The 24,781-nt window shown below is 69.6% G+C and carries 24 protein-coding genes and 2 pseudogenes; 15 read left to right on the top strand and 11 right to left on the bottom strand.

Features of this window, described 5'->3' with window-relative positions; translation table 11 throughout:
- Positions 1–44 precede the first annotated feature (44 nt).
- A complete protein-coding gene (locus tag HNR07_RS07625; protein ID WP_184363755.1) occupies positions 45–587 on the top strand; it encodes a type 1 glutamine amidotransferase domain-containing protein in 543 nt (180 codons plus the stop codon).
- 194 nt (positions 588–781) lie between these two features.
- Here the strand turns inward: HNR07_RS07625 and HNR07_RS07620 are convergent, their stop codons facing one another.
- The 3 genes from HNR07_RS07620 to HNR07_RS07610 form a co-directional block, all read right to left on the bottom strand.
- Complete coding sequence (locus HNR07_RS07620; RefSeq protein WP_184363752.1) at positions 782–907, bottom strand: methionine/alanine import family NSS transporter small subunit; 126 nt, start codon at positions 905–907, stop codon at positions 782–784.
- On the bottom strand, positions 907–2,523 hold the full coding sequence (locus HNR07_RS07615; protein ID WP_184363749.1) for a sodium-dependent transporter: 1,617 nt from the start codon (positions 2,521–2,523) through the stop codon (positions 907–909). Before HNR07_RS07615 ends, HNR07_RS07620 begins: the two co-directional genes overlap by 1 nt.
- A gap of 588 nt (positions 2,524–3,111) precedes the next feature.
- Positions 3,112–4,599 (bottom strand): NF041680 family putative transposase, encoded by a 1,488-nt coding sequence (locus HNR07_RS07610; RefSeq protein ID WP_221318747.1) that lies wholly within the window; start codon positions 4,597–4,599, stop codon positions 3,112–3,114.
- Positions 4,600–4,754: 155 nt separating this feature from the next.
- Between HNR07_RS07610 and HNR07_RS07605 the strand changes: the two genes are divergently transcribed.
- The 3 genes from HNR07_RS07605 to HNR07_RS07595 all read left to right on the top strand — a co-directional run bounded on the left by HNR07_RS07605 (position 4,755) and on the right by HNR07_RS07595 (position 7,254).
- Entirely contained in the window at positions 4,755–5,363 is a 609-nt protein-coding gene (locus tag HNR07_RS07605) for an MBL fold metallo-hydrolase (RefSeq protein WP_312893660.1), read from the top strand.
- A 158-nt stretch (positions 5,364–5,521) separates the two neighbouring features.
- Positions 5,522–6,451: a ribonuclease Z gene (locus HNR07_RS07600; protein WP_184363746.1), complete on the top strand. Its 930-nt coding sequence runs from the start codon at positions 5,522–5,524 to the stop codon at positions 6,449–6,451.
- 608 nt (positions 6,452–7,059) lie between these two features.
- Positions 7,060–7,254 (top strand): hypothetical protein, encoded by a 195-nt coding sequence (locus HNR07_RS07595; RefSeq protein WP_184363744.1) that lies wholly within the window; start codon positions 7,060–7,062, stop codon positions 7,252–7,254.
- Between the two features lie 28 nt (positions 7,255–7,282).
- Here HNR07_RS07595 and HNR07_RS07590 read toward each other — a convergent pair whose 3' ends face one another.
- The gene (locus tag HNR07_RS07590; RefSeq protein WP_184363741.1) at positions 7,283–8,263 is read right to left on the bottom strand and encodes an EamA family transporter; all 981 of its coding nucleotides are present in this window, start codon (positions 8,261–8,263) and stop codon (positions 7,283–7,285) included.
- Between the two features lie 126 nt (positions 8,264–8,389).
- Positions 8,390–8,908 carry a GNAT family N-acetyltransferase gene (locus HNR07_RS07585; RefSeq protein WP_184363738.1) on the bottom strand — a complete coding sequence of 173 codons (519 nt, stop codon included), beginning with the start codon at positions 8,906–8,908 and terminating at the stop codon, positions 8,390–8,392.
- Positions 8,909–8,948: 40 nt separating this feature from the next.
- Between HNR07_RS07585 and HNR07_RS07580 the strand changes: the two genes are divergently transcribed.
- Positions 8,949–9,509 (top strand): helix-turn-helix domain-containing protein, encoded by a 561-nt coding sequence (locus tag HNR07_RS07580; RefSeq protein WP_184363735.1) that lies wholly within the window; start codon positions 8,949–8,951, stop codon positions 9,507–9,509.
- Between the two features lie 26 nt (positions 9,510–9,535).
- Here HNR07_RS07580 and HNR07_RS07575 read toward each other — a convergent pair whose 3' ends face one another.
- The gene (locus HNR07_RS07575; protein ID WP_184363732.1) at positions 9,536–9,898 is read right to left on the bottom strand and encodes an ArsR/SmtB family transcription factor; all 363 of its coding nucleotides are present in this window, start codon (positions 9,896–9,898) and stop codon (positions 9,536–9,538) included.
- 149 nt (positions 9,899–10,047) lie between these two features.
- Here HNR07_RS07575 and HNR07_RS07570 point away from each other — a divergent pair, with 149 nt between their 5' ends.
- Complete coding sequence (locus HNR07_RS07570; protein ID WP_184363730.1) at positions 10,048–11,160, top strand: NADH:flavin oxidoreductase/NADH oxidase; 1,113 nt, start codon at positions 10,048–10,050, stop codon at positions 11,158–11,160.
- 64 nt (positions 11,161–11,224) lie between these two features.
- Here HNR07_RS07570 and HNR07_RS07565 read toward each other — a convergent pair whose 3' ends face one another.
- Both HNR07_RS07565 and HNR07_RS07560 read right to left on the bottom strand, forming a co-directional pair.
- Entirely contained in the window at positions 11,225–11,956 is a 732-nt protein-coding gene (locus tag HNR07_RS07565; protein WP_312893658.1) for a phosphotransferase family protein, read from the bottom strand.
- Positions 11,957–12,617: 661 nt separating this feature from the next.
- A pseudogene (locus tag HNR07_RS07560) lies at positions 12,618–12,974 on the bottom strand (DUF3224 domain-containing protein); the annotation flags it as partial.
- A gap of 169 nt (positions 12,975–13,143) precedes the next feature.
- On the opposite strand from HNR07_RS07560, the gene tnpA reads away from it, so the two are divergent.
- From tnpA to HNR07_RS07530, 7 genes and pseudogenes are all read left to right on the top strand, one after another.
- Entirely contained in the window at positions 13,144–13,566 is a 423-nt protein-coding gene (gene tnpA, locus HNR07_RS07555) for an IS200/IS605 family transposase (RefSeq protein ID WP_184371658.1), read from the top strand.
- A complete protein-coding gene (locus HNR07_RS07550; protein ID WP_184363727.1) occupies positions 13,563–14,780 on the top strand; it encodes an RNA-guided endonuclease InsQ/TnpB family protein in 1,218 nt (405 codons plus the stop codon). Before tnpA ends, HNR07_RS07550 begins: the two co-directional genes overlap by 4 nt.
- Positions 14,781–14,965: 185 nt before the next feature.
- Positions 14,966–15,079 (top strand): annotated as a pseudogene (locus tag HNR07_RS35850) (HTH domain-containing protein); the annotation flags it as partial.
- Positions 15,080–15,149: 70 nt separating this feature from the next.
- Positions 15,150–16,013: a helix-turn-helix transcriptional regulator gene (locus tag HNR07_RS07545; RefSeq protein WP_312893657.1), complete on the top strand. Its 864-nt coding sequence runs from the start codon at positions 15,150–15,152 to the stop codon at positions 16,011–16,013.
- A 69-nt stretch (positions 16,014–16,082) separates the two neighbouring features.
- Complete coding sequence (locus tag HNR07_RS07540) at positions 16,083–16,772, top strand: GNAT family N-acetyltransferase (protein WP_184363724.1); 690 nt, start codon at positions 16,083–16,085, stop codon at positions 16,770–16,772.
- Positions 16,773–16,982: 210 nt separating this feature from the next.
- Entirely contained in the window at positions 16,983–18,350 is a 1,368-nt protein-coding gene (gene gdhA, locus HNR07_RS07535; protein ID WP_184363721.1) for an NADP-specific glutamate dehydrogenase, read from the top strand.
- Positions 18,351–18,820: 470 nt separating this feature from the next.
- Positions 18,821–20,137, top strand: coding sequence for a hypothetical protein (locus tag HNR07_RS07530; RefSeq protein ID WP_184363718.1), 1,317 nt, complete (start codon positions 18,821–18,823; stop codon positions 20,135–20,137).
- Here HNR07_RS07530 and HNR07_RS07525 read toward each other — a convergent pair.
- A complete protein-coding gene (locus HNR07_RS07525) occupies positions 20,106–21,080 on the bottom strand; it encodes an aldo/keto reductase (RefSeq protein ID WP_184363716.1) in 975 nt (324 codons plus the stop codon). The genes HNR07_RS07530 and HNR07_RS07525 overlap by 32 nt on opposite strands.
- A 101-nt stretch (positions 21,081–21,181) precedes the next feature.
- Complete coding sequence (locus tag HNR07_RS07520; RefSeq protein WP_184363713.1) at positions 21,182–21,808, bottom strand: TetR/AcrR family transcriptional regulator; 627 nt, start codon at positions 21,806–21,808, stop codon at positions 21,182–21,184.
- A gap of 95 nt (positions 21,809–21,903) precedes the next feature.
- On the opposite strand from HNR07_RS07520, the gene HNR07_RS07515 reads away from it, so the two are divergent.
- Together HNR07_RS07515 and HNR07_RS07510 are read left to right on the top strand one after the other, a co-directional pair.
- Positions 21,904–23,160, top strand: a complete 1,257-nt coding sequence (locus HNR07_RS07515) for an FAD-dependent monooxygenase (RefSeq protein ID WP_184363710.1) — start codon at positions 21,904–21,906, stop codon at positions 23,158–23,160.
- A 64-nt stretch (positions 23,161–23,224) separates the two neighbouring features.
- On the top strand, positions 23,225–23,749 hold the full coding sequence (locus tag HNR07_RS07510) for a DinB family protein (RefSeq protein ID WP_246420181.1): 525 nt from the start codon (positions 23,225–23,227) through the stop codon (positions 23,747–23,749).
- A gap of 33 nt (positions 23,750–23,782) precedes the next feature.
- Here the strand turns inward: HNR07_RS07510 and HNR07_RS35500 are convergent, their stop codons facing one another.
- Positions 23,783–24,439, bottom strand: a complete 657-nt coding sequence (locus HNR07_RS35500) for a CatB-related O-acetyltransferase (protein ID WP_312893656.1) — start codon at positions 24,437–24,439, stop codon at positions 23,783–23,785.
- Between the last annotated feature and the right edge of the window lie 342 nt (positions 24,440–24,781).

The following is a 24,781-nucleotide window of genomic DNA, read 5'->3' as shown; positions in this document are numbered from 1 at the left end:
GTTCGCGTATGCGCGTAGTACCGAGCAGTACACAAGGGGGCACCATGGCTGACGCACTCACCGGACGCCGGGTGGCGATTTTGGCCGCTGACGGAGTCGAGCAGGTGGAGCTGGTTCAACCACGGCAGGCGCTGGCCGAGGCCGGGGCCCGGGTGGATCTGGTCTCGCTGCACGGCGGGCGGATCCAGGCGATGAACGGCGACATCGAACCGGCCGACCGGTTCGATGTGGACCAGGAGGTGTCCAAGGCCGGGGTCGACGACTACGACGCGCTGGTCATCCCCGGCGGCACGATCAATCCGGACAATCTGAGGTCGGACGCCGACGCGGTGGGGTTCGTGCGCGACTTCGTGGCCCAGGGCAAACCGGTCGCGGCCATCTGCCACGGCCCCTGGGTTCTGGTGGAGGCCGACGTGGTGCGCGGGCGCACCGTGACCTCCTATCCCAGTATCCGCACCGACATCCGCAACGCCGGGGGTGTGGTGGTGGAGGAGGAGGTGGTCACCGACCACGGTGTCACCACCAGCCGCAACCCCGATGACCTGCCCGCGTTCTGCGCGCGGATCGTGCGGGAGTTCGCCGCCTGAGCGGTCTGAGCTGCCTGAGCTGTCCCTGGTCCGGTCTGACTCCATCCGGGCCAGGGGCCCCTCCAGCGACGGGGCCGGTCCGGTGGAGTGGGCAGTGAGCCGACAGCCGGGCTGTTGTCCCGCGTCGACCGGGGGAACGTCCGAGGGGCGGTGGACCGCGCTGTGCGATCCACCGCCCCTGGGACGTTCGCGGTTCAGTTCGGGGTCTGCTCCGACTCGGGCTCGTCGGGGTGGCGGCGCAGGTGCAGCACGGCTGCGGCCAGGCCGCCCCAGAGAACGATCATCGAGATGACCATCATGACGATGGCGCTGGTGGACATCAGTGGCCCTTCCCTTCCTGGTCGTCGTCGCTTGGGCGGGGTGCCGTGATCTTGTCGGGTTCGTCCAGCTGGGCGGGTGCTTCACCGTCGGGCTGGGCCGCGACGTGCTCGGCGTCTCGGCGGGCGATGGTGTCGGCGCGCTTCCAGGGGACGCAGGCGACGACGATGCCGAAGACGATGGCGCCGATGGCGACTCCCCAGCCGGCGACCAGGAGGAAGGCCTGAGGGTAGTCCTCGTAGGGGGAGGTCAGTTCGGCGCGCAGGCTGTCCCACATCATGAAGCCCAACAGGACGGGGGTGATACCGCCCAGGGCGATCTTCCACCACCAGTCGAGGCGGACGGAGGAGATGGCGTTGGCGTGCTTTTCGAACAGGGGGAGCCTGCGCAGGATCCAGCCGAACACGAGCACCATCACGAGACCGGCCAGCGCGATGCCGTACTGGTTGATGAAGCGGTCGAAGGTGTCGAGGAAGTACAGGCCCTGGGGTGTGGGGAAGAGCAGGACCGAGGCGAGCGCCGTGGCTCCGCCGACCAGCAGTACGGTCTGGACGCGGCCCAGGCCGGTGCGGTCCTGTACCGCGGAGACGATCACCTGGACGATGCTGATCAACGAGGACAGACCGGCGATGACCAGGCAGCCGAAGAACAGCACCCCGAAGAGCGCACCGCCCAGCGGCAGGGTGGAGATGATCTGCGGAAAGGCGACGAAGGCCAGTCCGATCCCGGCGGTGGCGACCTCGTCGACGGCCGTTCCCGCGGTGGCGGCCATGAAGCCCAGGGCCGCGAAGACGCCGATACCCGCCAGGAGTTCGAAAGAGCTGTTGGCGAAGCCCGCGACCATGGCCGACCCGGTCAGGTTGACCTTGCGGCGCAGGTAGGAGGCGTAGGTGACCATGATGGCGAAACCGATGGACAGGGAGAAGAAGATCTGCCCGTAGGCGGCGATCCACACCCCGCCGTCGAGCATGGCGCCCCAGTCCGGGGTGAACAGGGCGTTCAGGCCCGCGGTGGCCCCGTCCAGGGTGAGTGCCTGGATGACGAGCAGGACGAAGAGCACCACCAGCAGGGGGATGAAGATCTTGTTGGCCTTCTCGATGCCCTTGCGTACGCCCAGGGCCAGCACGGCCAGGACCAGGGCCCAGACGGCCACCAGGGGCCAGGCCACCCCGCTGACGAATCCGGAGACCATCCCGGGGCCGTCGCTGACCTGGAGGAAGTCGTTGAAGAAGAATCCGTCGGGGTCATCACCCCACTGCTGTCCGAGGGCGAACCAGGTGTAGCGCACGGCCCAGGCCACGATGACGGCGTAGTAGATGGCGATGACGAAGCAGATCGCTACCTGCCACCAGCCGATGGCCTCGGCCGGGCGGGAGATGCGCCGGTAGGCGAGCGGAGCCGAGGAACGGTACCGGTGTCCGATGCTGTACTCGAGGATGAGCAGCGGGATGCCCGCCGTCAACAGGGCGATGAGGTAGGGGAGGAGGAATGCCCCGCCCCCGTTGTCGTAGGCGATGTAGGGGAATCGCCAGATGTTGCCCAGTCCGACGGCCGATCCGATTGCGGCCATCAGGAATCCCGCGCGCGTCCCCCACTGCTCGCGAGGCTGTTGCCCCATGTTCAGGTCTCCTAAATCATCCCGTAGTTCGCGATCCGCACGGTAGCAGGATTTGGCCTTTTGGGCATTGTTGGGGCTGGTATGTGCGCTGTATGTCGTTTGGATTCGCGGTTTTGGTGCTGGTTTATCTAGAGGCTGCGGAGTGGGGGCGGGGTTCTGAGCGTCAAGGCGGGCTTATCAGTCACCCTCAGGTCGGCTCACCCGAGGCGCGTGCCGTGAAGGCGATCAGCTCTCGCGGTACCGACCGGGGTGGTGGTGTGGGGTTCTCGATGGTGCTCACCTGGCCGACGCTAGCCCAGGGGGACCCCGCGCGCACGCAGCCCCGCAGCAGTGGAGCCGAAGGTTCACCGGGGCATCCACTGCTTGGGGAGCACGGGTGCGCCGAAAGGGCTGGTGGCCGGTGGGTCGCGGAGCGCTAGAAGGGGTGTAGGGGGGTAGAAGTGAAAGGTGGGGTCCATCGCCGTGTACTCACCCGTGACCCACCGGGAGGAAACATGACCCATGTGCCTGTGGAGGTCGCCCCCGGTGTGCACCGCATCGGTGACGAGCTCGTGAACTTCTACCTGGTGGAGACCGCTGGAGGGCTGGTCATGGTGGATGCCGGGCTGCCCGCGCACAGCGGCCGGTTCCTAGCTTGGCGTTTAACCTGCTTGCTTGGCTCCGGGGTGCCCCGTAGTGCCCGTTTTGTTCTTCTTGGGAACCCCGTATCGGGGAGCTGGACGCTTGTTCTGGCTCCCCACCGGACGCCCCGGACCAGGCCCGCAGGATTTCGGTGCACCCCACACACACCGGCAGGTCAGCGCGAATGTACCGAAACCCCCGACGCACCCGCGCCGGACTCATCCGGTCCGCTTCCACCAGCCGATGCCAGGGCAATCTGACCTGACGCGCCAACAACCGGGCCAGACGTAGCTGGGTATAGGCCACCACGACCAGCCAGGACCACCGGTCCGCCGATCGCGGGTCCCGTAGCCGGGGTGCGTTCCACCCCAACGACTGTTTGAGGAAGCGGAAGGTGTGCTCGATGTCGAACCGGCGCAAATAAGCCCACCACATCTGACTGACCTGCTCTGAGCGCATGCCGGTGGCTGAGGACCACAACCACAACGGTTTGGGATCGCGCCGCGAGGGCAAAGCCTGCACCTGCAACAACACCAGGGTGCCCTCGATCACCGGTAGCTCACCGGGGTGCTCGGCCCAGGCTGAGCGGTGGGTCAGCCGGGGATGCATCCGATCCCAGGAGCGCGCGGTGGCACTGCCGTAGCGGCGGGTGGCAGCGGTGGTCACCGTCTCCGGCTCGGGCCAGGTATCGGGGGCGGCCATCCGTAGGGCAGCCCCGTGTTTGGGCGGGCGCCCGTTGGCTGAGATCGGTCGGTGCTCGGCTGGGCCGTAGAGCACCCGGTTGGAGGGCAACCGGCCCACCACCTGAACGGGCAGATCAGCGAGCAGATAGGCCAGACGAGGACTGTCATAGCCCGCGTCAACCACCACCACAATGTCGGGATCGCCCTGCTGGTGGTGTTCAGCCCTGATCAATCGGGCGATCAGCTGGCGGACTTGGTGGGCGGTGACGGTGGTGGGGTCCTCGTCACTGTGCAGGCGGCGCAGGTCCAGGGGCGCGGTCCAGGAGGTGGAGCCCTCTTCCAGTGCGACGATCATGGAGTAGGGCCAGCCCGGGACCATCTCGGCCTGGCCGGTGCCGCGCCCGTAGGTGTGGCACCAGGCCCGGTCAGGGCTGGTCCAGGCGTCCGGGCGCAGCCAGGGGGAGACATCGCAGGCCAACACGATGCGCCCGTGGAAGCGGGGCAGGGGCAGCGAGGCCAGGATCGATCGCAGTTGGGTGGTGTCGATGCTTCCGTGGGCCAGGGCGGCGTAGGCCGAGCCGTGGCCGCGGTGGTGTTCGGGCTCCAGGGAGAGTTGTGCCAGGTGGCGCACGGGGGTCGGGGTGCTGACCAGGGCTTCGCAGACCTCGAAGAGGGCGTCAGCACGTGTGGTCAGGCAGGCGTGGAACTGGGAGCGGAATCGGGCCAATGTCGACAGTGGCTCGACAGGGGTGTGCTGGTGCAGCAGACTCATGGTGACGGCCTTCGTTGTGATCAGGTGTGTTCGTGGTTGAAGCACATGATCACGCGAAGGCCGTTGTGCTGTCCGGGAAACAACGAAGCCCGTGACCGGGACGGTATCCGGTCACGGGCTCGAGGTTAAACGCCAAGCTAGACGCGGTCGCCTGGGTGGGGGGACGGCTGCGCGCGGTGGTACTCACCCACGCCCACCCCGACCACACCGGGCTGGCCGAGCGCGCCCGGGACAAGGGCGGGGCCCGGGTGTGGGTGCACGAGGCGGACGCGCCCATCCTCCAGGACGGTCCGACCAGCTCGGTGGTCCACGCCCCTCCCGAGCGTCGGTTGCTGTCCTACCTGGCGCGCTACCCCTCCTCGACCCGGTCGCTGATGCAGTTGGGTCATGCAGGGGCGTTCAGCTCGGACCGGGTGTGCGAGTACTCGGTCTTCGGTGACGACGAGGTGTTGGCGGAGGTTCCGGGACGGCCCAGGGTGCTGTCCGCGCCGGGGCACACCCCGGGCAGTGTGCTGGTGTCCTTCGCGGACCGGGGGGTGGTGTTCACCGGTGACGCCCTGGTCACCGAGGACCCCAGCGTCGGCTGTTCGGGGCCGCGGGTGGTGAGCCGGATGTCCACGCATGACAGCGCCCAGGCCTTGGAGTCGTTGGAGCGGTTGGTCGACCTGCCCAAGGAGACGGTGCTGTTGCCCGGTCACGGTGAGCCCTTCACCGACGGGCCCCGCGCGGCGGTGATCCGGGCCCGGGCCACGGGCGTGCGCTGAACCGCCGCACGCCCCGCTGCCCCTCTCGGATGCGGTCGGGTGTGACCGCGGCGGCCGCGTGAACAGGGTCCGCGCTCGCTGAATGTGCCTCCGGGGCCGCTGGGCGCACGTTTGGGGGAGCGCGGGCGCTCCGGTCCAGCGGTGGGACAATGCGCACCATGTCCGTACGCGAACTCGTGGTCCTGGGGACCTCCAGCGCCGTGCCCACCCGGCGGCGCAACCACAACGGCTACTTCCTGCGTTGGGGCGGCCAGGGTGTGCTGTTCGACCCGGGCGAGGGCACCCAGCGCCAGATGCGCCTGGCCGGGCTGGCCGCCAGCGACATCACCCGGATCTGTGTGACGCACTTCCACGGCGACCACAGCCTGGGGTTGCCCGGCACCATCCAGCGCATCGCCCGCGACCAGGTGCCGCACCCGGTGCGGGTGGCCTATCCCGGGGCCGGTGAGCAGTACTGGCGCCGTCTGCGCCACGCCACGTCCTTTCGCGACACCGGCGTGATCGTGCCCCAGCCCGTGGGCGGGTCGGGCGGCTGCCCGGTGGGGGAGGACGAACCCTTCACGGTCACGGCGCTGCCGCTGCGCCACTCGGTGCCCGCCTACGGGTACCGGCTCAAGGAACCGGACGGGTGGCGGATGCTGCCCGAGCGACTGCGGGAATTCGGGGTGCGCGGCCCGGACGTCTCCCGGCTCCAGCGCGAGGGGTCGGTGGAACTGGCGGACGGGCGTGTGGTGGAGTTGGCCCACTGCGCGGTTCCCCGGCCCGGTCAGGTGTTCGCCTTCGTCATGGACACCGGTGAGTGCGAGCAGGCGGTGGAACTGGCCCAGGGGGCGGACATGCTGGTCATCGAGTCGACCTACCTGGATTCGGAGGAGCACCTGGCTCGTGGGTACGGGCATCTGACCGCGCGCCAGGCCGGGCGGATCGCCGCGCGGGCGGGGGTGCGCCTGTTGGTGCTGACCCACCTGTCCGAACGCTATGAGGAGTCCGAGGAGCCGAACTTCGTGTCCCAGGCCGGTGCGGAGTTCGACGGTCCGGTGGTGTTGGCCGCTGACCTGGACCGGATTTCGGTTCCCGGGCGGCGCTGATCTGGGCTTTTGGGGCATTCTAAAAAACGTTGATCCCAGAAGAAGCATGGGTGGGTTGGCGGTATCCAACGCAGTGTTGCACTTGTGCACTGTGGAAGGCTCCTGATGCCCCCCGACCGGTCTCCACCCCTGTTCCGGTTTCCCCGGGGCAGGAGGGGGAGTCCGTCAGCGCCGTCAACGCTTTGGGCGGCGGCGTACTGGGCGCGCACACCACCAGCCCACCGGGGCTGTGGATCATCGCCCCGGTGGGCCAGCGCCCCTACCCCCCCGGCCTGCAGCGACACGGAATTCGTGGGCTCGCAGCTCTCCGCCTTCACGCTGGTCGGCGCGGACTACGAGATCGAGGCGCGCTTTCCGCCCCTGCCAGCCGGAACCCGCCGGACCAGTCTGACCACCCCCGGCACCCAGGGGATCTTCACCGCGGAGGGCTCCTACGGCTTCGCGCTGTTCTCCCCGCGCCGTGACGGCGCGTTCGTGGCCGCCGAGTTCGACCTGACCGGCAACGGCCCGGGTACCGTCAACCACCTTTACGGCGCGAACTTCGGGCAGGACGGGTCCATGGCGGCCGGTTCGGGTGGTTCGGGATCCAGGACCCGGGCAGCGCGGACGTGTACCGGTCGCTGCGGATCGGGCCCGAGGGGGACGCCACCCGCCACATGGAGCCGTTCGGCTATCCCTACCGGGGTGAGTCGGGTACGACCGACCGGGTCCAGCTGCACTTTCCGGCCCCGCCGCTGGAGGTGGACACCGTGACGTTCACGGCGGGTCCCTTCGGTGACTTCGAGGGCCTACCCCTGGAGTGAGTGCCCTGGATAGAAGGGGCGGGGGAGCTCAACTCCGTTCCAGAGCCGGTTGGTTCCCGTTCGGGGCGGGTTGTTCGGTGGCGGGGAGCACCGCGGTTTCTGGGGTTCTCGGCACGGCGGTCTGGGCGATGAAGGCTCCGGTCACGATCACCGCGGCGCCGAGGACCTGCACGGGGGTGAGCGCTTCGCCGAGCAGCACCCAGGCCAGCACGATCGCGGTGACCACCTCCAGGTAGGCCACACCTCCCGCGACCTGCGGGGAGAGCTTCTTGATCGCCGAGACCCCGGTGAAGTAGGCGATGGCGGTGCACACCAGGCCCAGCCACAGCGCGATCATCCAGCCGGGCAGGGCGAGGGCACCCAGGGGAAGCGGGTCCGCGAGCAGTCCCCAGGGCAGTGTCCAGGGCTGGGCGAGCACCCCCAGCAGGGCGGTGGCGATCAGCGCGCCGAAAGCGATCACCGCCAAGGGGTCGGTGTCCTCGCCCATGGCGTCACCGAGCAGGAAGAAGGCGGCCTGGGCGGCGGCCGCGCCCAGGGCCAGGCCGACCCCGATCGCGTCCAGGCGCATCCCCGCCCAGACCTCCAGCAGCAGGCCGAGCCCGGCCACGGCCAGGACCACGCCCACCACGGCGGCGGGGGAGACCTGGTTGCGGCGCACCACCCGCACCCACAGCAGGACCAGCACCGGGCCGAGGAACTCCAGCAGCAGCGCGATCCCCACCGGGATACGGGCGATGGCGGCGAAGTACAGGGCTTGGACACCGGCCATGGGGAACACCCCGTAGGCCAGGACCAGCAGGGGTTTTCGCTGGGCGACGCGCCAGTGCCGCGCGGCCACGGGCAGCAGGATCAGGGCGGCCCCGGCCAGGCGCAGCCAGGTCACGTGCAGGGAGTCCATCCCCGCGTCCAGCAGGGGGCGGGCGAAGACTCCCGAACCGCCGAAGGCCAGGGCGGAGGCGAGCGCGAAGACCAGCCCGGAGGGGCGGTGGCGCGCGGTGGGGGCGGACACGAACGGCACTCCAAGGGGGGGATGAGGTGAGGGGATTCCACCGAGGACAAGCCCGTCGGCTTCAAGGACCAGGCGAGCTGTGGGCATATGGCGGGCCTGCGGGGGAGGTAGGGCGGGAACCCGGGATCAGGGTTCGGGGGTCAGGTCCAGCTGGGCCCAGGCCACGTCGTGCCAGGCCCCGTGTTTGTGTCCTACCCGGCGCATGAGGCCCACGTCCTCGAAGCCCATGGCCCGGTGCAGGCCCAGGCTGGCGTCGTTGGGCAGGGTCATACAGGCGATGGCGGTGCGCATGCCGCGTGCGGCCAGGCGCGGCAGCAGTTCGGAGTACAGGGCTCGCCCCGCGCCCCGGCGGTGCCCTACCTGCCTGAGGTAGACGCTGACCTCGCAGGTCCACTGGTAGGCGGCTCGGGCACGGAAGGTCCCCCCGTAGGCGTAGCCGAGCACCCCCTGTTCGTCCTCCATGACGATCCACGCGTGCTGGAGCTGGGCCGTGGTGATGCGTTCGGCCATCTGCTGGTCCGAGGGCGGGGTCAGCTCGAAGGTGATGGAGGTGTCGGTGACGTAGGGCGCGTAGATCTGGGCGCACGCCGCGGCGTCGGCGGCCGTGGCGTCACGGATGCGTGCGTGGGGCAGCAGGGAACTCATGTTGAAGATAGTAAGCGACTGTGTCCACTATGGTGAACGCATGAGTGACCAATTGGGACCCTCCCTCGCCGTGACCCTGCAGGCTCTACGCCGTGACCGCGGGCTGAGCGGTGCAGCCCTGGCCGAGCTCTCCGGGGTCTCGCGCGCCATGATCAGCCGGATCGAGAACGGCGACGCCCAGCCCACCGCCTCCCTGCTGGGGCGCCTGTCCGGCGCCCTGGGCATCACCCTGTCCGAGCTCATCGCCCAGGCCGAGCAGGGCGATCGCCGTCTGGCCCGGCTGGAGCAGCAGCCCGTGTGGACCGATCCCGAGACCGGTTACCGCAGGCGCGCGGTCTCACCCACCGCCGGTGGCGCCCTCGAGTTGGTCGAGGTCGAGCTCCCGCCGGGCGCCCGGGTGGCCTACCCGCTGGAGGCCTACACCTTCACCCGCCACCAGATCTGGGTGCTTCAGGGCACGCTCGCCTTCCGTGAGGGATCGGTCGAGTACGTCCTGGAGCGGGGGGACTGCCTCCAGATCGGCGCGCCCGCGCCCTGCGAGTACCGCAATCCGACCGAGGAGTCCTGCCGCTACCTGGTGGCCATCACCCGCCGGGGTTAGGGGCGCAGCTTCGGGGCGGTCGGCCTTCAGCTGTCGGCCGGATCCTGGTCTTGGTGTGCGCTCTGGGCGTTCACCACGGCGGGGAGCAGGCCGGGGAAGCGCTCTTGTAGCTCCTCCTCGCGCAGTCGGCTCATGCGGGAGGTCCCCTCGTAGTACTGGCGGATGACCCCGGCCTCGCGCAGCACCCGGAAGTGGTGGGTCGAGGTGGACTTGCTCACCGGGAGGTCGAAGGCGATGCAGGCCATGTCGTCGTGGCCCAGGGAGAGCTCGTGCACGATGCGCAGCCGGATCGGATCAGCGAGCGCGCTCAGCACCGTCTCCAGCTGGATCTGGTCGGACTCGGGGTGCTCCAGTTGTCGACCCTGGGTGGTGCGTGCGCTGCTGGACATGCGGTGACCTCCGTAGGCGCGGGCTTTTCGACAATGTACGAGAGGCGCCATAGTTTGACAACCATCGTAGTACGACATGTACCGTACAAGCGGTGGTTGGCATCCCGGCCAGCCCACGTGCCCGACCCGCTATGCGAAGGACGCCGACTGTGAGCACCCTGTTCACCCCGCTGAAGCTGCGGTCACTGGAGATCCCCAACCGCGTCTGGATGGCTCCGATGTGCATGTACTCCGCACCCGAACAGGGCCCGGACATCGGAGCGCCCACGGACTTCCACCTGACCCACCTGGCCTCCCGTGCCGCGGGCGGCGCCGGACTGGTCATGGCCGAGGCCACCGGGGTGCGCCCCGACGGCCGCATCAGCCCCTGGGACCTGGGCCTGTGGAACGACACCCAGCAGGCCGCCTTCGCCCGCGTGACCGCCGCCATCCGCGCCCACGGCTCGGTCCCGGCCATCCAACTCGCCCACGCCGGACGCAAGGCCGCCACCGACAAGCCCTGGCTCGGAGGCCGCGGACTGGGCGCCGGTGAAGGCGGCTGGACCACGGTCTCCGCCAGCGCCGAACCCTTCGCAGGGCTGCCCACCCCACACGAACTCACCCGGGAGGAGATCGCCCAGCTGGTGGGCGACTTCGCCGCCTGCGCCGAACGCGCCCTGGCCGCCGGGTTCCAGGTCGCCGAGGTCCACGGCGCCCACGGCTACCTGATCAACTCCTTCCTCTCCCCAGTGGCCAACCACCGCACCGATGCCTACGGCGGTGACCTCCAGGGCCGCGTGCGCCTGGCCCTGGAGATCGTGGAGGCCGTACGAGAGGTGTGGCCCGAACACCTGCCGGTGCTCTTTCGTACCTCGGCCACCGACTGGCTCAGCGAGGACCCCGAGGACACACGCCGGGGCTGGACGGTCGAGGACACCGTTCAGCTGGCCAAGGAACTCGCTGCCCGGGGCGTGGACCTGCTCGACGTCTCCACCGGCGGCATGACCCACGACGCCCGTATCCCCGCCGAGCCCGGCTACCAGGTGCCCTTCGCCGAACGCGTGCGCGCCGAGGCAGGCATCCCCACCGCAGCCGTGGGACTCATCCTCGAACCCGACCAGGCCGAGGAGATCGTGGCCACAGGACGGGCCGACGCCACCATGCTCGGCCGCCAGCTGCTGCGCGAGCCCTACTGGCCCCACCGCGCTCGCGCCGAACTCGGGGACAGCCCTTCCTGGCCCGAGCAGTACGGCTACGCCGTGGCACGACCCGGGAAGCGCTGAGCGTTCGGTGCGGTCGGGGGACCGGCCCGTGACGGGCGCCGTGCAGCGGGGAGAGCGGTGGGAGTCAGGCGGCCAAGGCCTTGAGGAAGGCGGGGCGCTGCTCTTCCAGCCAGGCGCTGCGGCGGTCCTTGACGCGTTCCCACGCGGACCAGCCGCCCGCCTGCTCCACGATCTCGACGAAGAGCGGGTTGCCCTGCTCGAGCATGCCCTTGACGAAGGCGCGTGAGACCTCGTTGTACTGCTCGATGGCCTCCGGCAACGCCCGGCGGTCCTCGGCGGACATGCCGTAGCCCTCGGCGAGCAGGCTCAGCCGGTGCACAACGTTCGCCCCGGCGAACTCTGACTCGGCGAGCACCTCCGGGGGCAGGGTGGGTGCCACGTAGAAGGCCAGCGCGGCCAGGTCCCACACCGGGCGGCCCGGGGCGGCCAGGTCGAAGTCGATCAGGGCGTGGCCCTCACCGTCACGGAAGACCAGGTTCTCCAGACAGGGATCGTTGTGGCACAGCAGCGTGCCGCCCTCGGGGTCGCTCAGGGCGGTGGGCCAGTCCGCACCGCTGTCGAAGGAGAGGTGCGCTGCGGCGTCGTGGTAGCGGCGCAGCAGACGTGCGGAGGCGCTCACCACCCCATCCTCCGTGGCCCAGGCGGGGAAGGGCGGGACGGCCACGTCCCCCTCAACGAAGGTGAGCTCCTCGGTGCCGTCCTCGTGCAGGGCCAGCGGCCGGGGAGCCCCCTCGAACCCGCTCGCGGTCAGGGCGCTCAGGTACTCCTGCAGGGCGGGGGCATGGGGCGGGGGCATGGGGCGGGGCGGTGCGCACGACCCGGTCGCCGCGGCGCAAGACGGTGTTCATCATGCCGCCGCTGAGCGGCTGGTCCTGTTCCCGCCCCTCGGCGCCGACGACCATACCCGGTGTCCTTTTCCTCGCAAAGCCTGCGGCACCAGGAAAACCCGTGGTGCGCCAAGGCTCAACAATCTACTGTTCTGCCTGTCACCCGGGCCAGGGATTTTCGTGTCGAGGAGAAGTATGCCGCGCCGACGTTCGCCCCAGGAGAAGAAACTCCTCAGTTACAAGAAGGATCGCCGCAACAACTACGGCGAGAACGACAAGAGCTCCCGCAAGAACATCGGGCGCAACAAGCGCCGCCAGGTGCGGGTGCCACGGCGCCGGGCCACCGAGGCGCTGGCCACGCTGCGAGGCGTGGCCGACCCGGACTCGTGTGCGCGGGCCCAGGAGCGGGTCGAGGGCCGCAGGCCCACCGAACGCCACGTCTGGTCCAAATGGCCTGACGCGACCCTGGCCCAGGACGTGCTGTGGAAGCTCAAGGCGCGGGTGCGGGCCGAGGGGGGAGGACGGGGCCAACGCCCGGCGCCTGGAGCGGATCCGACGTGTTCACGCCCGTGTGCGCCGCCAGGACCCGACTGTCTGAGCCCCGCGCCCGTTGTGCGGGACTCAGACGGGTCAGCCCAGCTCGAAGTCCAAGTTGTAGGGGAAGGCCCTCTGCCCGTTGCGATAGACGAAGCTTCCCGTGCCGCGCAGCCCGGCCAGGTCGCCGGTGCCGGTGCCCTCGACGACCTCGATATGGCCGTGCACCGTCCCGTCCGCGGTGAAGGAGCCCCGTTCGGCCAGCACGAAGGTGCCCGCACGCCCGTCCAGGGTTCCGGTCACCAGCTCCAGGCCGGTGAAGGTGCCGTTGGCCTCGTCCACGTAGAGCACGGTGTACTCGCAGCTGGTGGCGGCTGCCTCGATACCACCGGAGAAGCTGTTGGTGACCGAGGCGCAGGCCAGCCTCGGATACGTCCCGGCCGGACCGGTCCCCTCTTCCTTCCATCAAATCCTCCTGAGGGGACCACCAGCTTGAGCCGGTGGGGGAATCAGGTTTCCCGCGTAACGGGACAAGGGCAGCCGAACCCCCGCCAGGCGGTCCGGCATCCACCACAGGACACAGCAAATAGACCCGTGGAACTTGTATACTGCTCTCGTGTCTGTGACTCGCAAGCCTCGCCGGTTCTCCGGTGGCGTGTACGACCTCGGACTCCACGTCGTGTGGTGCTCGAAGTACCGCCGCCCGGTCCTTGACGCACGCGTGGCACAGCGCCTGGAAGACCTCATCCGGAACAAGGCCGGTGAGCGCGGCTGGGAGATCATCACAATCGAGGTGATGCCCGACCACGTGCACCTGTTCGTCAAGCACGACCCCAAAGCATCGGCCTCATACGTCGCCAACCAGTTCAAGGGGTACACCTCGCGCGTGCTGCGTGAGGAGTTCCCCCACCTTCGGTCGAAGCTCCCCACCCTGTGGTCGTCGTCGTACTTCGCCGCATCCGTGGGAGCCCTCAGCGCCGACACCGTACAGCGCTACATCGACACCCAGTGGGAACGCCCGTGGAAGAAGGGACAGGGTAGGTGATCCGCGCGTACAAGTTCCTCCTTCGCCCCACCAAGCGCCAACAGGCATCACTTGTCGAGATGCTGCGCGACCACTGCTCTTTGTACAACGCAGCGTTGCAGGAACGCCGCGACGCCTACGCCCACCCCTCCAAGACGAAGATCAGGTACGGCGACCAGTCCGCGCAGCTCAAAGAGATCCGCTCCTTCGACCCCGAGCGCCAAGGGCGCTGGTCCTTCTCCTCCCAGCAAGCCACGCTGCGGCGCCTGGACAAAGCGTTCCAAGCGTTCTTCAGGCGGGTGAAGACCGGGCACAAGCCCGGGTACCCCCGGTTCCGTGGGGTAGGCCGGTTCGACACCGTGGTCTTTCCCAAGGACGGCGACGGATGCCGCTGGGACTCCACACCCACCGACGCGGTGACCCGCGTGCGCTTCCAGGGTGTGGGGCACGTGCGGGTCCACCGGCACCGGCCAATCAAGGGCCGGGTGAAGACGGTCAGCGTCAAGCGCGAGGGCGACCGGTGGTTCGTGGTTGTGGCCTGCGACCAGGTACCGGCCCAGCCCCTGGAACCCACGGGGCGTGTGGCCGGTATCGACATGGGTGTGGCCTCCTTCCTCACCACAAGCGAGGGTGAGCACGTCGACAACCCCCGGTTCCTCGCGCGGTCCGCTCAGAAGCTGGCCGCCGCACAGCGCGACCTGTCCGCCTTCCCCCAGCGGGTCAAGGCGAAGAACCGCACCCGCAAGCACCGTGCGGCACAGGCCCGGGTCACCCAGTTGCACGCGAAGGTGCGGCGCCAACGCGTGGACCACCACCACAAGGCGGCGCTTGACCTCATCCGCCGCTTTGACGCGATCGCACACGAACGCCTGAACATCGCGGGTATGACCAAGAAGCCCGCACCCAAGCCCGACCCCGAACAGCAAGGCGCGTTTCTTCCGAACAACGCCGCCGCCAAGGCCGGGCTGAACAAGAGCATCATGGACGCGGGTTGGGGAGTGTTCCTGGGAATCCTCGCGCACAAGGCTGAGAGCGCCGGTCGTGAGTTGACCCCGGTGGACGCCCGCAACACCTCGCGCACCTGCCCACGCCAATCGTGCGGGCATGTGAGCGCGGACAACCGCACCAGTCAAGAGAAGTTCCGTTGCGTCCGGTGCGGCTATACAGAGCACGCCGACCGGGTGGGAGCGGTCAACGTCGGTATCAGGGCCGGGCTGGTCCTTCCTGTCGCCTGAGTGGAGACAGGAGAAGCCCGCCGCTTCAGCGGCGGGAGGAGTCACCCCTGGTAGGTGATGTTGCCGGTGAGCTGAGCGGACATGGCGGTGCTCCTTCGTCGGTGTGCGCGCACGGTGCGCGCTGTCAGGAACAGCCTGGTCGCGGTACCTGACATGTTCTGTCAGGTATGTGAGACCATGCGCTCATGCGCGCTGACCGGCTTCTGTCCCTGCTGCTGCTTTTGCAGAACCGGGGGCGGATGAGTGCGCCCGAGATCGCCGCTGAACTGGAGGTTTCGGTACGCACCGTCTACCGGGACGTGGAGGCGTTGGGCGCCTCAGGGATCCCGGTCTACGCCGATCGCGGCCCCCGGGGCGGGGTTCGCGCTGGTGGAGGGCTACCGCACCCGCCTGACCGGGCTCAGCGGCACCGAGGCCCACGCACTGTTCCTGGCCGGGACCCCTGGTGCGGCCGAGGACCTGGGGTTGGGGGCGGTGCTGGCGACCGCCCAGCTCAAGCTGCGCGCCGCCCTGCCCGCGGCTCTGGCCGAACGCACCCGGGCGGTGGCCGAACGGTTCCACCTGGACGCGCCCGCCTGGTTTCGTGAGGCCGACGAGGTGCCCCATCTGGCGGCGGTCGCGGGGGCGGTGTGGGACCAGAGGGTGGTGCGCGCGCACTACCGGCGCTGGCGCGGTGAGGTGCACAGGGAGCTGTGTCCGCTGGGAGTCGTGCTCAAGGGCGGGCTCTGGTACCTGGTTGCCCAGGTCAGGGGCCCGGGGCTGAAGAGCGCGGTGGAGGGCTCGCAGGAGCGAGGGCAGGAGCCGGGGGAGACGGAAGGGACGGGGAGGCCGGTGCGCACCTACCGGGTTTCCCGGTTCCTGAAGGTTGAGGACGCCGGGGAGGTCTTCGATCGGCCCGGGGGGTTCGACCTGGCCGCGTTCTGGGAGGAGTCCTCTCGCCGTCTGGAGGCGGCTGTGCGCCAGGACGTCGCGCGGGTGCGGCTCTCGCCCCGGGCCAGCGCACTCTTGCCGATGAGGTTCGGTGCCGCGGGCACGCGCGCGTTGGAAGGTGCGGGGCCGCCGGACGCCCAGGGGTGGGTGGAAGCGGACCTGGAGGTGGAGGCCTCGACCGTCGCGGTCGGTGACCTGCTCGGGATGGGCGCGCAGGTCGAGGTCCTGGGTCCGGCGGAGCTCAGGTGGGCCCTGGCCCGGGAGGTCGCGGCTGTGGCCGAGCTCTACCCGGACTCGGTCTGATGGTGCGGGGCCCGGCGGGTTCTGCGGTTGTGCCCGCGAATGTTGGAGCCGGATGCTGGGATGTTGGGCATGAGCCGTACCTCCCCTGAACCGCTGGCCCCGCTGATCCGCCGTTGGCAGCGCGGGTGGGGGCTGGCCTCCGCTCTGGCGCCCGCCGAGGAATCCGACGGCGCCCTGCACGTGGACCTGGGCCGTCCGGGCCGAAAGACGGAGCGGATCGTGCTCGACGCCGACCAGCGCCCGGAGCGGGTTCGGGCCCTGGCCGCCCGGGTCGCCGCCGCGGCGGAGCCGGACTGGTTGACGGTCCCCACCAACAACCCGGCACGGACGGTCCGGCTGCTGGGAGAGGCCGGGCTGGTGGTGGACCCCGAGCACGAGGCGTTCATGAGCGCGGACCTGACCGCGCACCCCGTCCCCGGCGCTTCGGCGCCCTACACCGCCCGGCTGAGTGAGGAACACGTGGTTCCTGGGCGTGCGGCGGTGTTCAGAGCCCACCTGGCCGCACCCGGTGTCACGAGAGCGGCTGGCGGGATCGGGGCGTTGGTGGACACCGACCTGGTGGTCCACGCCATCAGGACCGAACCGGACCACCGCCGCCACGGACTGGGTTCGGCGGTGATGGGGGCTCTGACCGAACGGGCCCGGGAGCACGGGGCCGAGGAGGGCCTGCTGGTCTCCACAGTTCAGGGGCGCGGAATGTACTCGCGGCTGGGGTGGCGGGTACAGGCGAGTGTAGTGGTCGCACGCCGCGCGCCCTGAGTGAAAGCGGGCGGAAAATGCGCGACTCGCCTTGGCGCCGGACCCGAAAAATATGTTTACATCCTAGCAATACACTGGCGACACAAGGGGTGTCAGCCGCCGGTATGAGCCCTGAGCGGCGGCTCCTCCCCTGCTTTTTTCGACGATCGCGGCTCCCGGCACAACGAGGTGTGGGGCCCGTTCCAGCAGTGAAGAAGGGAACGCACTCGTATGCCGTTTTCCCATGGCGCCCGAGAGGACCATCACCCGGGTGTGCGCAGCGCCTACGAGCACGTGGCGCGTCGCAACCCTGACGAGCCGGAGTTCCAGCAGGCCGTACTCGAAGTGCTCGACAGCCTCTCACCGGCTCTGTCCCGGCACCCGGAGTACGCCGACGAGCGCGTCCTGGAGCGTTTGTGCGAGCCCGAGCGGCAGATCGTCTTTCGTGTGCCGTGGCGCGACGATCAGGGAAAGGTCCACGTCAACCGGGGTTTCCGGGTGGAGTTCAACAGCGCCCTGGGCCCCTACAAGGGCGGCCTGCGCTTCCACCCCAGTGTGAACCTGGGCGTGATCAAGTTCCTGGGGTTCGAGCAGACCTTCAAGAACGCCCTCACCGGCATGGGTATCGGCGGCGGCAAGGGCGGCAGCGACTTCGACCCCAAGGGGCGCTCGGCCACCGAGATCGAGCGTTTCTGCCAGTCCTTCATGACCGAACTCCACCGCCACCTGGGCGAGTACACCGACATCCCCGCGGGCGACATCGGTGTGGGCACCCGCGAGATCGGCTACCTGTTCGGGCAGTACCGGCGGCTGAGCAACCGCTGGGAGGCCGGGGTCATCACCGGCAAGGGCCTGGACTGGGGAGGTTCGGCGGTCCGCACCGAGGCCACGGGGTACGGAACGGTGATGTTCACCGAGCGGATGCTGGAGCGCAACGGCCGCGACCTGAGCGACATGCGCGTGGTGGTGTCGGGTTCGGGCAACGTGGCGATCTACGCGATCGACAAGGCCCAGCAGCTGGGCGCCACCGTGGTCGCCTGCTCTGACTCCAGCGGCTACGTGGTCGACGAGAAGGGCATCGACCTGGACCTGCTCAGGCAGGTCAAGGAGGTCGAGCGCGAGCGGATCAGCGCCTACGCCGAGCGCCGCTCCGGAGCCGAGTTCGTCGAGGGCGGCAGCGTGTGGGACGTGCCGTGCGAGGTGGCGCTGCCCTCGGCCACCCAGAACGAACTCGACACCGACGCGGCCAAGACCCTGGTGGACAACGGTGTGGTGGCGGTGGCCGAGGGCGCGAACATGCCCACCACCCCCGAGGCGGTCAAGGTGTTGCGCGAGGCCGGGGTGCTGTTCGCCCCGGGCAAGGCGGCCAACGCCGGCGGTGTGGCCACCAGTGTGCTGGAGATGCGCCAGAACGCGCGGCGTACCTCGTGGTCCTTCGACCACGCCGAGTCCGAACTGGCCCAGACCATGGCCGGGATCCACGACCGCTGCGAGGAGGCGGCCGAGCGGCACGGCGCCAAGGGCGACTACGTGCTGGGCGCCAACGTCGCCGGCTTCGAGATGGTCGCCGACGCCATGCTGGCCCAGGGGCTCATCTAGCGCGTAGGGCAGGTCGTCAGGGGCGGCCCCTGGGAACCCGGAGGGGTTCCCAGGGGCCGCCCCGCTGTTTTGCCCGATTTTCTCAGAATGTAGACCCGTTTGCCTTTTGCGGTGAAGGGGTCTTTCTTGTGGGCGCGAGAAAAGACGAGGGAAGCGGATTTAACGAAAAGTCCAGCGCCCGTCGTGAGGGTGTGGCAGTGTTCCTCATGCCCGGGCCGGGCGAACGGGTGTTCGCCTGGTCGACTGCGGCATGCCCGAAAAAGAGTTCGGGGTCGCCTTGGTGTTGACAGCACCAGTACGGCGACCCCTGACCGATCCCTGTGATCAGCAGGGATGCGGCTCACCGACTCTCCTACCCAAAACCCAGGAAGGCGGCTCGTGTTGGAGTGTAACTTCTTCCAGCCCGAAAAGCTTGCGACTTCGCAGATCCCTCTGGCGGTCTTGACCCAGCCCCTGGCGGGAAGTGTGCGATGAAGGTCGTTCGCAGCCATCATGAGGCGAATTACACCATCATCCCCAATTCCATCATCCGTGATGGTCGTCTGAGCAGGCTCGCCCGCAGCATCCTCATCGAGCTGCTCTCCAACCCCTCACACTGGCCGCACGCCACGGCGGAGAAGACGTGGGCTTGGGACCGCCAGCAGCGCGGCGACCGGGCCGATGGGCGCCTGGCCTACATGCGGGCTTTCAACGAGCTCGTCGACGCGGGATACATGTTCCGCGAGATCCAACGGCGCGGCACCGCTCTGGTCACCCTGGTGACCGTCTACGACACCCCTCGGACTCCCCGGTGCGGGCCTGACGGTTCTGGAAGGTCCGGCCGCGAAAAGTCCGGCCCTGACAGGACAAATACACGAAGTACTGATGGACGAAGGAAGGGGAACGAAGGGGGTCCGTCCGGGTCTGAAACCTCTACCCCCAAGGGCGCTGCCGCTGAGCGCCGGGACGGGTTCTGGGACTTGTTGGCACGCATCCCCGACTGGCTGCTGCTGAGCCCGGAAGCGGACCGTGCGACCTTGGGCCGCAAAGCAGTCTCGCTGTTGCGGCAGGGGTTGAGCGCCGACCAGCTGCGCGCTCTGCTCTCCTGCGTCGAAGGGCTGGGACGCCCCTTCGGAGCCCTGCTGCGGCGCATGGCCAACCTCAAGAACGCCCTGGCCTTCCTGGACGGAAAGCTGGGACGGGGTGTACACCGCCCCTGGGGCAGCTCCGCGGTCTGGCCCGAGCCGGGCCGGGGTTTCGCTGAGGGAGCGGCCGAACCCGCGCCGATGGGGCCTGACCCGAGGGGTGCGGTTGACGCGCCTCCCCGGTTCGTCGTGGACGTCAACGGGGCGGCCGTCAGGACCTGCCCTGAGCACCCCACCGTGCGCAACGTCCCCGGCGGTTGCTGTGCGCTGTGCGCAGGACCCTGCCTGAGTGAGCCGGGTCCCTGGCCCGCCAAGGCCGACCAGGCCACGCCTGGGCCGGTTTCCGGCAGGTCCTTGCAGCTGGAGGCCGGGCTGGTCCCCGTGCCCAGGACGAACGGGGTGACGTTCCTGGCGGATGCGGGGGAGAGCCCTGACGATGAGGAACTGTACCCGGATCAGCTGGAGCGTATGCACCACTCCCTGGGTCAGGGGCGGCAATCACCGCCGGTCCAGGACGATGCCGATACGGGTGCCCCAGGTGCCCCACCCGACTGGGCGAAGGTGGGGCGGGAGCCGGGTGTGGCCCGGGCCGGGGCCGCGCTGGCGCGCCAGGCCCTGGCCCGGACGGGGGTCACCACAGGTGGTGGACCTGGGGGCGGATGAGGGCGTCATAGACCTCGCGGACCTGCTGGTGGGTCTTGGCGTCCAGCGGCGGCAGCTGTGCGGCGGCGGCGTTGCCGCGGGCCTGGTCGCCGTTGCGGGCTCCGGGGATGACCACGCTGAGCCCGTCCTGGTCCAGGATCCAGCGCAGCGCGAACTGGGCCAGGGTGGCGCCCTCGGGGACCAGCGGGCGCAGCCGTTCTACGGCTTCCAGCCCGGTTTCGTAGTCCACACCGGAGAAGGTCTCGCCCTTGTCGAAGGCCTCGCCCTGGCGGTTGAAGTTGCGGTGGTCGTCCTGGCCGAAGCTGCTCTCGGCGGTGAACTTGCCCGAGAGCAGGCCGCTGGCCAGGGGCACCCGGGCGATGACGCCGACCCCGGCCGCCTTGGCCGCGGGCAGGACGCGCTCCAGGGGCTTGTGCCGGAAGGCGTTGAGGATGATCTGCACGCTGGCCACGTTGGGGCGGGCGATGGCGGCCAGGGCCTGGTCGCAGGTCTCCACCGAGACCCCGTAGGCGCGCATGCGCCCCTCGTCGACCATGGCGTCCAGGTCGTCGAAGACGGCGTCGCTGTCGATGACGGCCGAGGGCGGGCAGTGCAGCTGGACGAGGTCGATGGTGTCCACGCCCAGGTTGCGGCGCGAGTCGTCGTTCCAGGCGCGGAAGTTGCCCGAGTTGTAGTGGAAGGGCTCCTGGGCCATGCGGCGGCCCATCTTGGTGGCCACGGTCAGGTGGGGGTGGTCCTTGAGGAGTTGGCCGACCAGGCGCTCGCTGCGCCCGTCGCCGTAGACGTCGGCGGTGTCGACGAAGGTGACGCCTTCGGCCACGGCCGTGTTCAGGGCGTTCATGGCGTCGGCCTCGCTGACCTCGCCCCAGGCGGAGCCGATCTGCCAGGCGCCGAAACCGATGACGCCGACATCGGCGACGGTACCGAGTTCACGTTTGTCCATGGAGGTGATCCTAAGCCCTGTGGGACCGCTCCCAGCCAGGGCTTTCGGCCCTGGTCCGGCCTGGGCCCGCATCAGGCCGGCATCGGGGCGAGCGGGTGGTGTCAGCGGGTGGCCAGAGCGCCGCGCACCATCGCCTCGACCAGAGCGCGCACGGAGGACCTGTCGAGGAGTTCGGCCGGGCTCATGGTGAGGGTGAACAGGGCGCCGCCGTACAGGGTGATGAGGGTGCCGATCTCCTCAGGGGAGGCCCCGGTGCCCAGGTCCTCGTGCAGCTGCGCGGTGCTGGCGAAGGCGGTTTCGGTGAGCCCCGCCAGGGCGGCGGCCAGCGCGGGGCGGCGGCGCGCCTCCAGTTGGAGTTCGAAGATCGCCAGGTAGCGCTCGCGCAGGGTGGTCACCGCGGCCCACAGGGATGCGGTGAGCAGTTCCACCATGGCACGGACCATGTCCTCGCGGCCCTGGGGCGAAGCGTTGGCGGGGGCCGCCTGGGTAGCGGCCTCCGCTTCCGCGGTGACCTGGGCCGCTTCGGTCAGATGGAGGCTGACGATCCGTTCGGCGGCCGCGATGAGGAGCTTCTCGCGGTTGCGGAAGTAGTTGGTGGCGGTCCCGGCGGGCACGCCCGCGCGTGTTTCGACGGCGCGGTGGGTCAGCCCGTGTGCCCCCTGCTCGGCCAGGAGTGCGACGGCCGCGTCCGCCAGGGCACGGCGGCGTTGCGGGTTGGCGGGTGGCATGGGGCGATTATAGGACCCGAACCCTTGCCACTACTATCGTATTGAATGAGGGTGGTCGGAGTTGAACCGCCGCCTCGGGAGAAAGCGGGAAAGCCATGCGTGAACGCACAGCGGTGGTCGTCGGCGGGGGCATCGCGGGCCTGGCCAGCGCGGTGGCCCTGAGACGGGCGGGCTGGCGCACCCAGGTACTGGAGCGGCGCTCCGCCACACCCGAGGTGGGTGCGGGTTTGGCCCTGCCCCGTAACGGCGCCGTGGCGCTGAACGCCCTGGGCATCGGCGACGCCCTGATCGAGGAGACCGGCCACCGCACCCTGGGCACGGGGTTCGTGGACACACGCGGGTGCCGCATCCTGACCGTCCCCGACGACGACCCCCGAGTGCGGTGGGCCATCACCGTGTGGGGGTTCCACCGCCGACGGCTACACGAAATGCTGTACCGGGCCGCCCTGGACCAGGGCGTGGAAATGGTGGACGGGGCCCGGGTGAGGGGTGTTTCGGCAGGGCGAGCGGGAGGCGAGCCCGCTGTGGTGAGCTGGGGACGGACCGAGTCCGATCAGGCCTGGGCCGGGCAGGGCGAGAACGAGCAGGGCCAGAACGCGCGCGAGACCGAGGCGGACCTGGTGGTGGGGGCCGACGGCATGTGGAGCGCGGTACGTCAGGCCCTCCACCCCCGGGTGAGCCCCCGCTACAGCGGCAGCACCAGCTGGCGCGCCGTCGTGCCCGCCGCCGCACTGGAGGGCACCGGACTGGACGGGCGACTCGTCGAGTACTGGGGGCCGGGCTCGGAGTTCGGGCTGATGAAGGTCAACACCCACCAGGTGTACTGGTACGGGTACATCCAACAGCCCGAGCGGACGGTCTTCACCGACGAACTCGCCGCGGCGCGCGCCCACTTCGCCGACTGGGCCCCCGAGATCGTCGCCCTGCTCGGTGCCACCACCTCCGACCAGCTCATGCGCCACGACGTCCACCACCTCCCGAAGGGCCCGGAGCGCTACGCCCAGGGGCGGGTGGTGCTGGTGGGGGACGCTGCCCACGGCGCACTGCCCACGATGGGCCAGGGCGCGGCCACCGCCCTGGAGGACGGCGCCACGCTGGGCCGTCTGGCCGGACCGGCCGGTGCGGCCGACCTGGAGCGGGCCCTGGCCGAGTTCGACGCTCTGCGGCGCCCCCGCTGCCAGTCGATCGCCCGTATGGCCCGCGTCATGGCGCGGGTGGGCTGCGACCTGGGCGGTGGCTGGCGCCAGAGGTTGCGCAACTCGGCCTTTCGGCTGGTTCCGGGTCGGGCATTGGTCCGGTCGGCCTTGGGGGCGGTCCGGTGGACCCCGCCCGAGCCCTTGACCCCGGCCTGAGCGGTGGTTTCGAGCTCACAAAATCCGTTGCCCCGGATGAGCGGAGGGCCTAGGGTCGCGGCTCATGAGTGAGCCACACAACGACAGCGACCCCCGGGTCAACCCGCCCTTCATCGCCGACGAACGCGCCATGCTCGACAACTGGCTGGACTGGCACCGCCAGACCCTCGCGGTCAAGTGCCAGGGGCTGAGTGACGAACAGCTGCGTGAGCGGTCCGCGCCGCCCTCGACACTGTCCCTGCTGGGGCTGGTCCGGCACATGGCCTACGTGGAACACATGTGGTTCCGCGTCATCCTCCAGGGCCAGGAGTACAGCTCCCCGATCAAGGCCGACCACGAACCCGACGGTGACTTCCTGCACGCGGACACCGCCTCGGTCGAGGAGGCCTTCGCGCTGTGGCGGTCCGAGATCGAGCACGCCCGGCAGGTCTCGGCGGGGCTGGAACTGGACGCGGTCGGCAAGAGGCAGCGACACGGCCAGGACTGCTCGCACCGCTGGGTCCTGGTGCACATGATCGAGGAGTACGCCCGCCACAACGGCCATGCGGACCTGCTCCGTGAACGCATCGACGGGGTCACCGGGGAATAGGTCCGTGTCGCGTCGGGACCACGCAGCGGCACCTCAGTCCTTGAGGACTTCCCGGGCGATCGAGGCCAGGTCAGCGGGTGTTCCGCCCATGATGAGGGCGGCGTGCTCGGTGACGGCCTCGACCGGCCAGTCCCACCACCGGGCCCTCAGGAGCAGCGCCACGTCCCGCTGCGGGAAGCGGGTCCGGATCTGGCGGGCGGGGTTACCGCCGACCAGCGCGTAGGGCTCCACGTCCTTGGTCACGACGCTGTGCGCGGCCACGATCGCGCCGTCGCCGATGCTCACCCCCGGCATGATCGTGGCGCCGCGGCCGATCCACACGTCGTTGCCGATCCGGGTGTCCGGTGGGGCCGGGACGGACAGGTAGGTGTCCAGGGTGCGTTCGGCCCACTCCCCGCCGAACATGGTGAACGGGTAGGTCGAGGGGCCGATGGTGGGGTGGTTGCCCGCCGGCATGAGGATCGTGACCCCGGGGGCGATGGCGCTGAACCGGCCGATCACCAGGCGTTGGGGACCGTAGTTGTACAGCACGCACGCCTGCTCGAACGGGATCCCGCTGCCCTCGTCGTCGTAGTAGGTGTACTCGCCGACCTCGATCAGCTCGGAGGTGACCTGCGCCTTGAGGAAGACCACGTTGGTCAGGTCCGGGCGCGTGGTGGGGTGCAGACGGTTCGGGTCGGGGGCGGGCACGGGTCTCCTTGTGCGCTGGACTTCTTCTACACGGGGTCTCCCCGCAAGGGTTCGGGAAGCGGTTCGAGGTTAGCGACCCGGTGACCGGGCAGGTCAATCGGTTTTCGCCGCGAGTTCGTCCGCGGTTCCAGGGCCAGGGTCTTGAGGGCACAGCCAGGGCGCGGTCAGGGCACAGAGAGAGGGCCCCAGCTCCTGCTGGGGCCCGAGAAATCATTGCCATCTACCGGCTGATGCCGGTCTTCCGCTTTCCTGGATCAAGCTGGGACGGGAAAGCGGGGATCGCGGTTTGGGTGACCGTGAATCACCTTCCTCCGAACCGAGACCTGCGGCACCGGGGCGGGG

Origin of the sequence: Nocardiopsis metallicus, assembly GCF_014201115.1 — a bacterium.
Taxonomy (GTDB): Bacteria; Actinomycetota; Actinomycetes; order Streptosporangiales; family Streptosporangiaceae; genus Nocardiopsis; species Nocardiopsis metallicus.
Note: the sequence above shows the minus strand (reverse complement) of the source record. Positions and strands in the feature narration are given on the sequence as shown.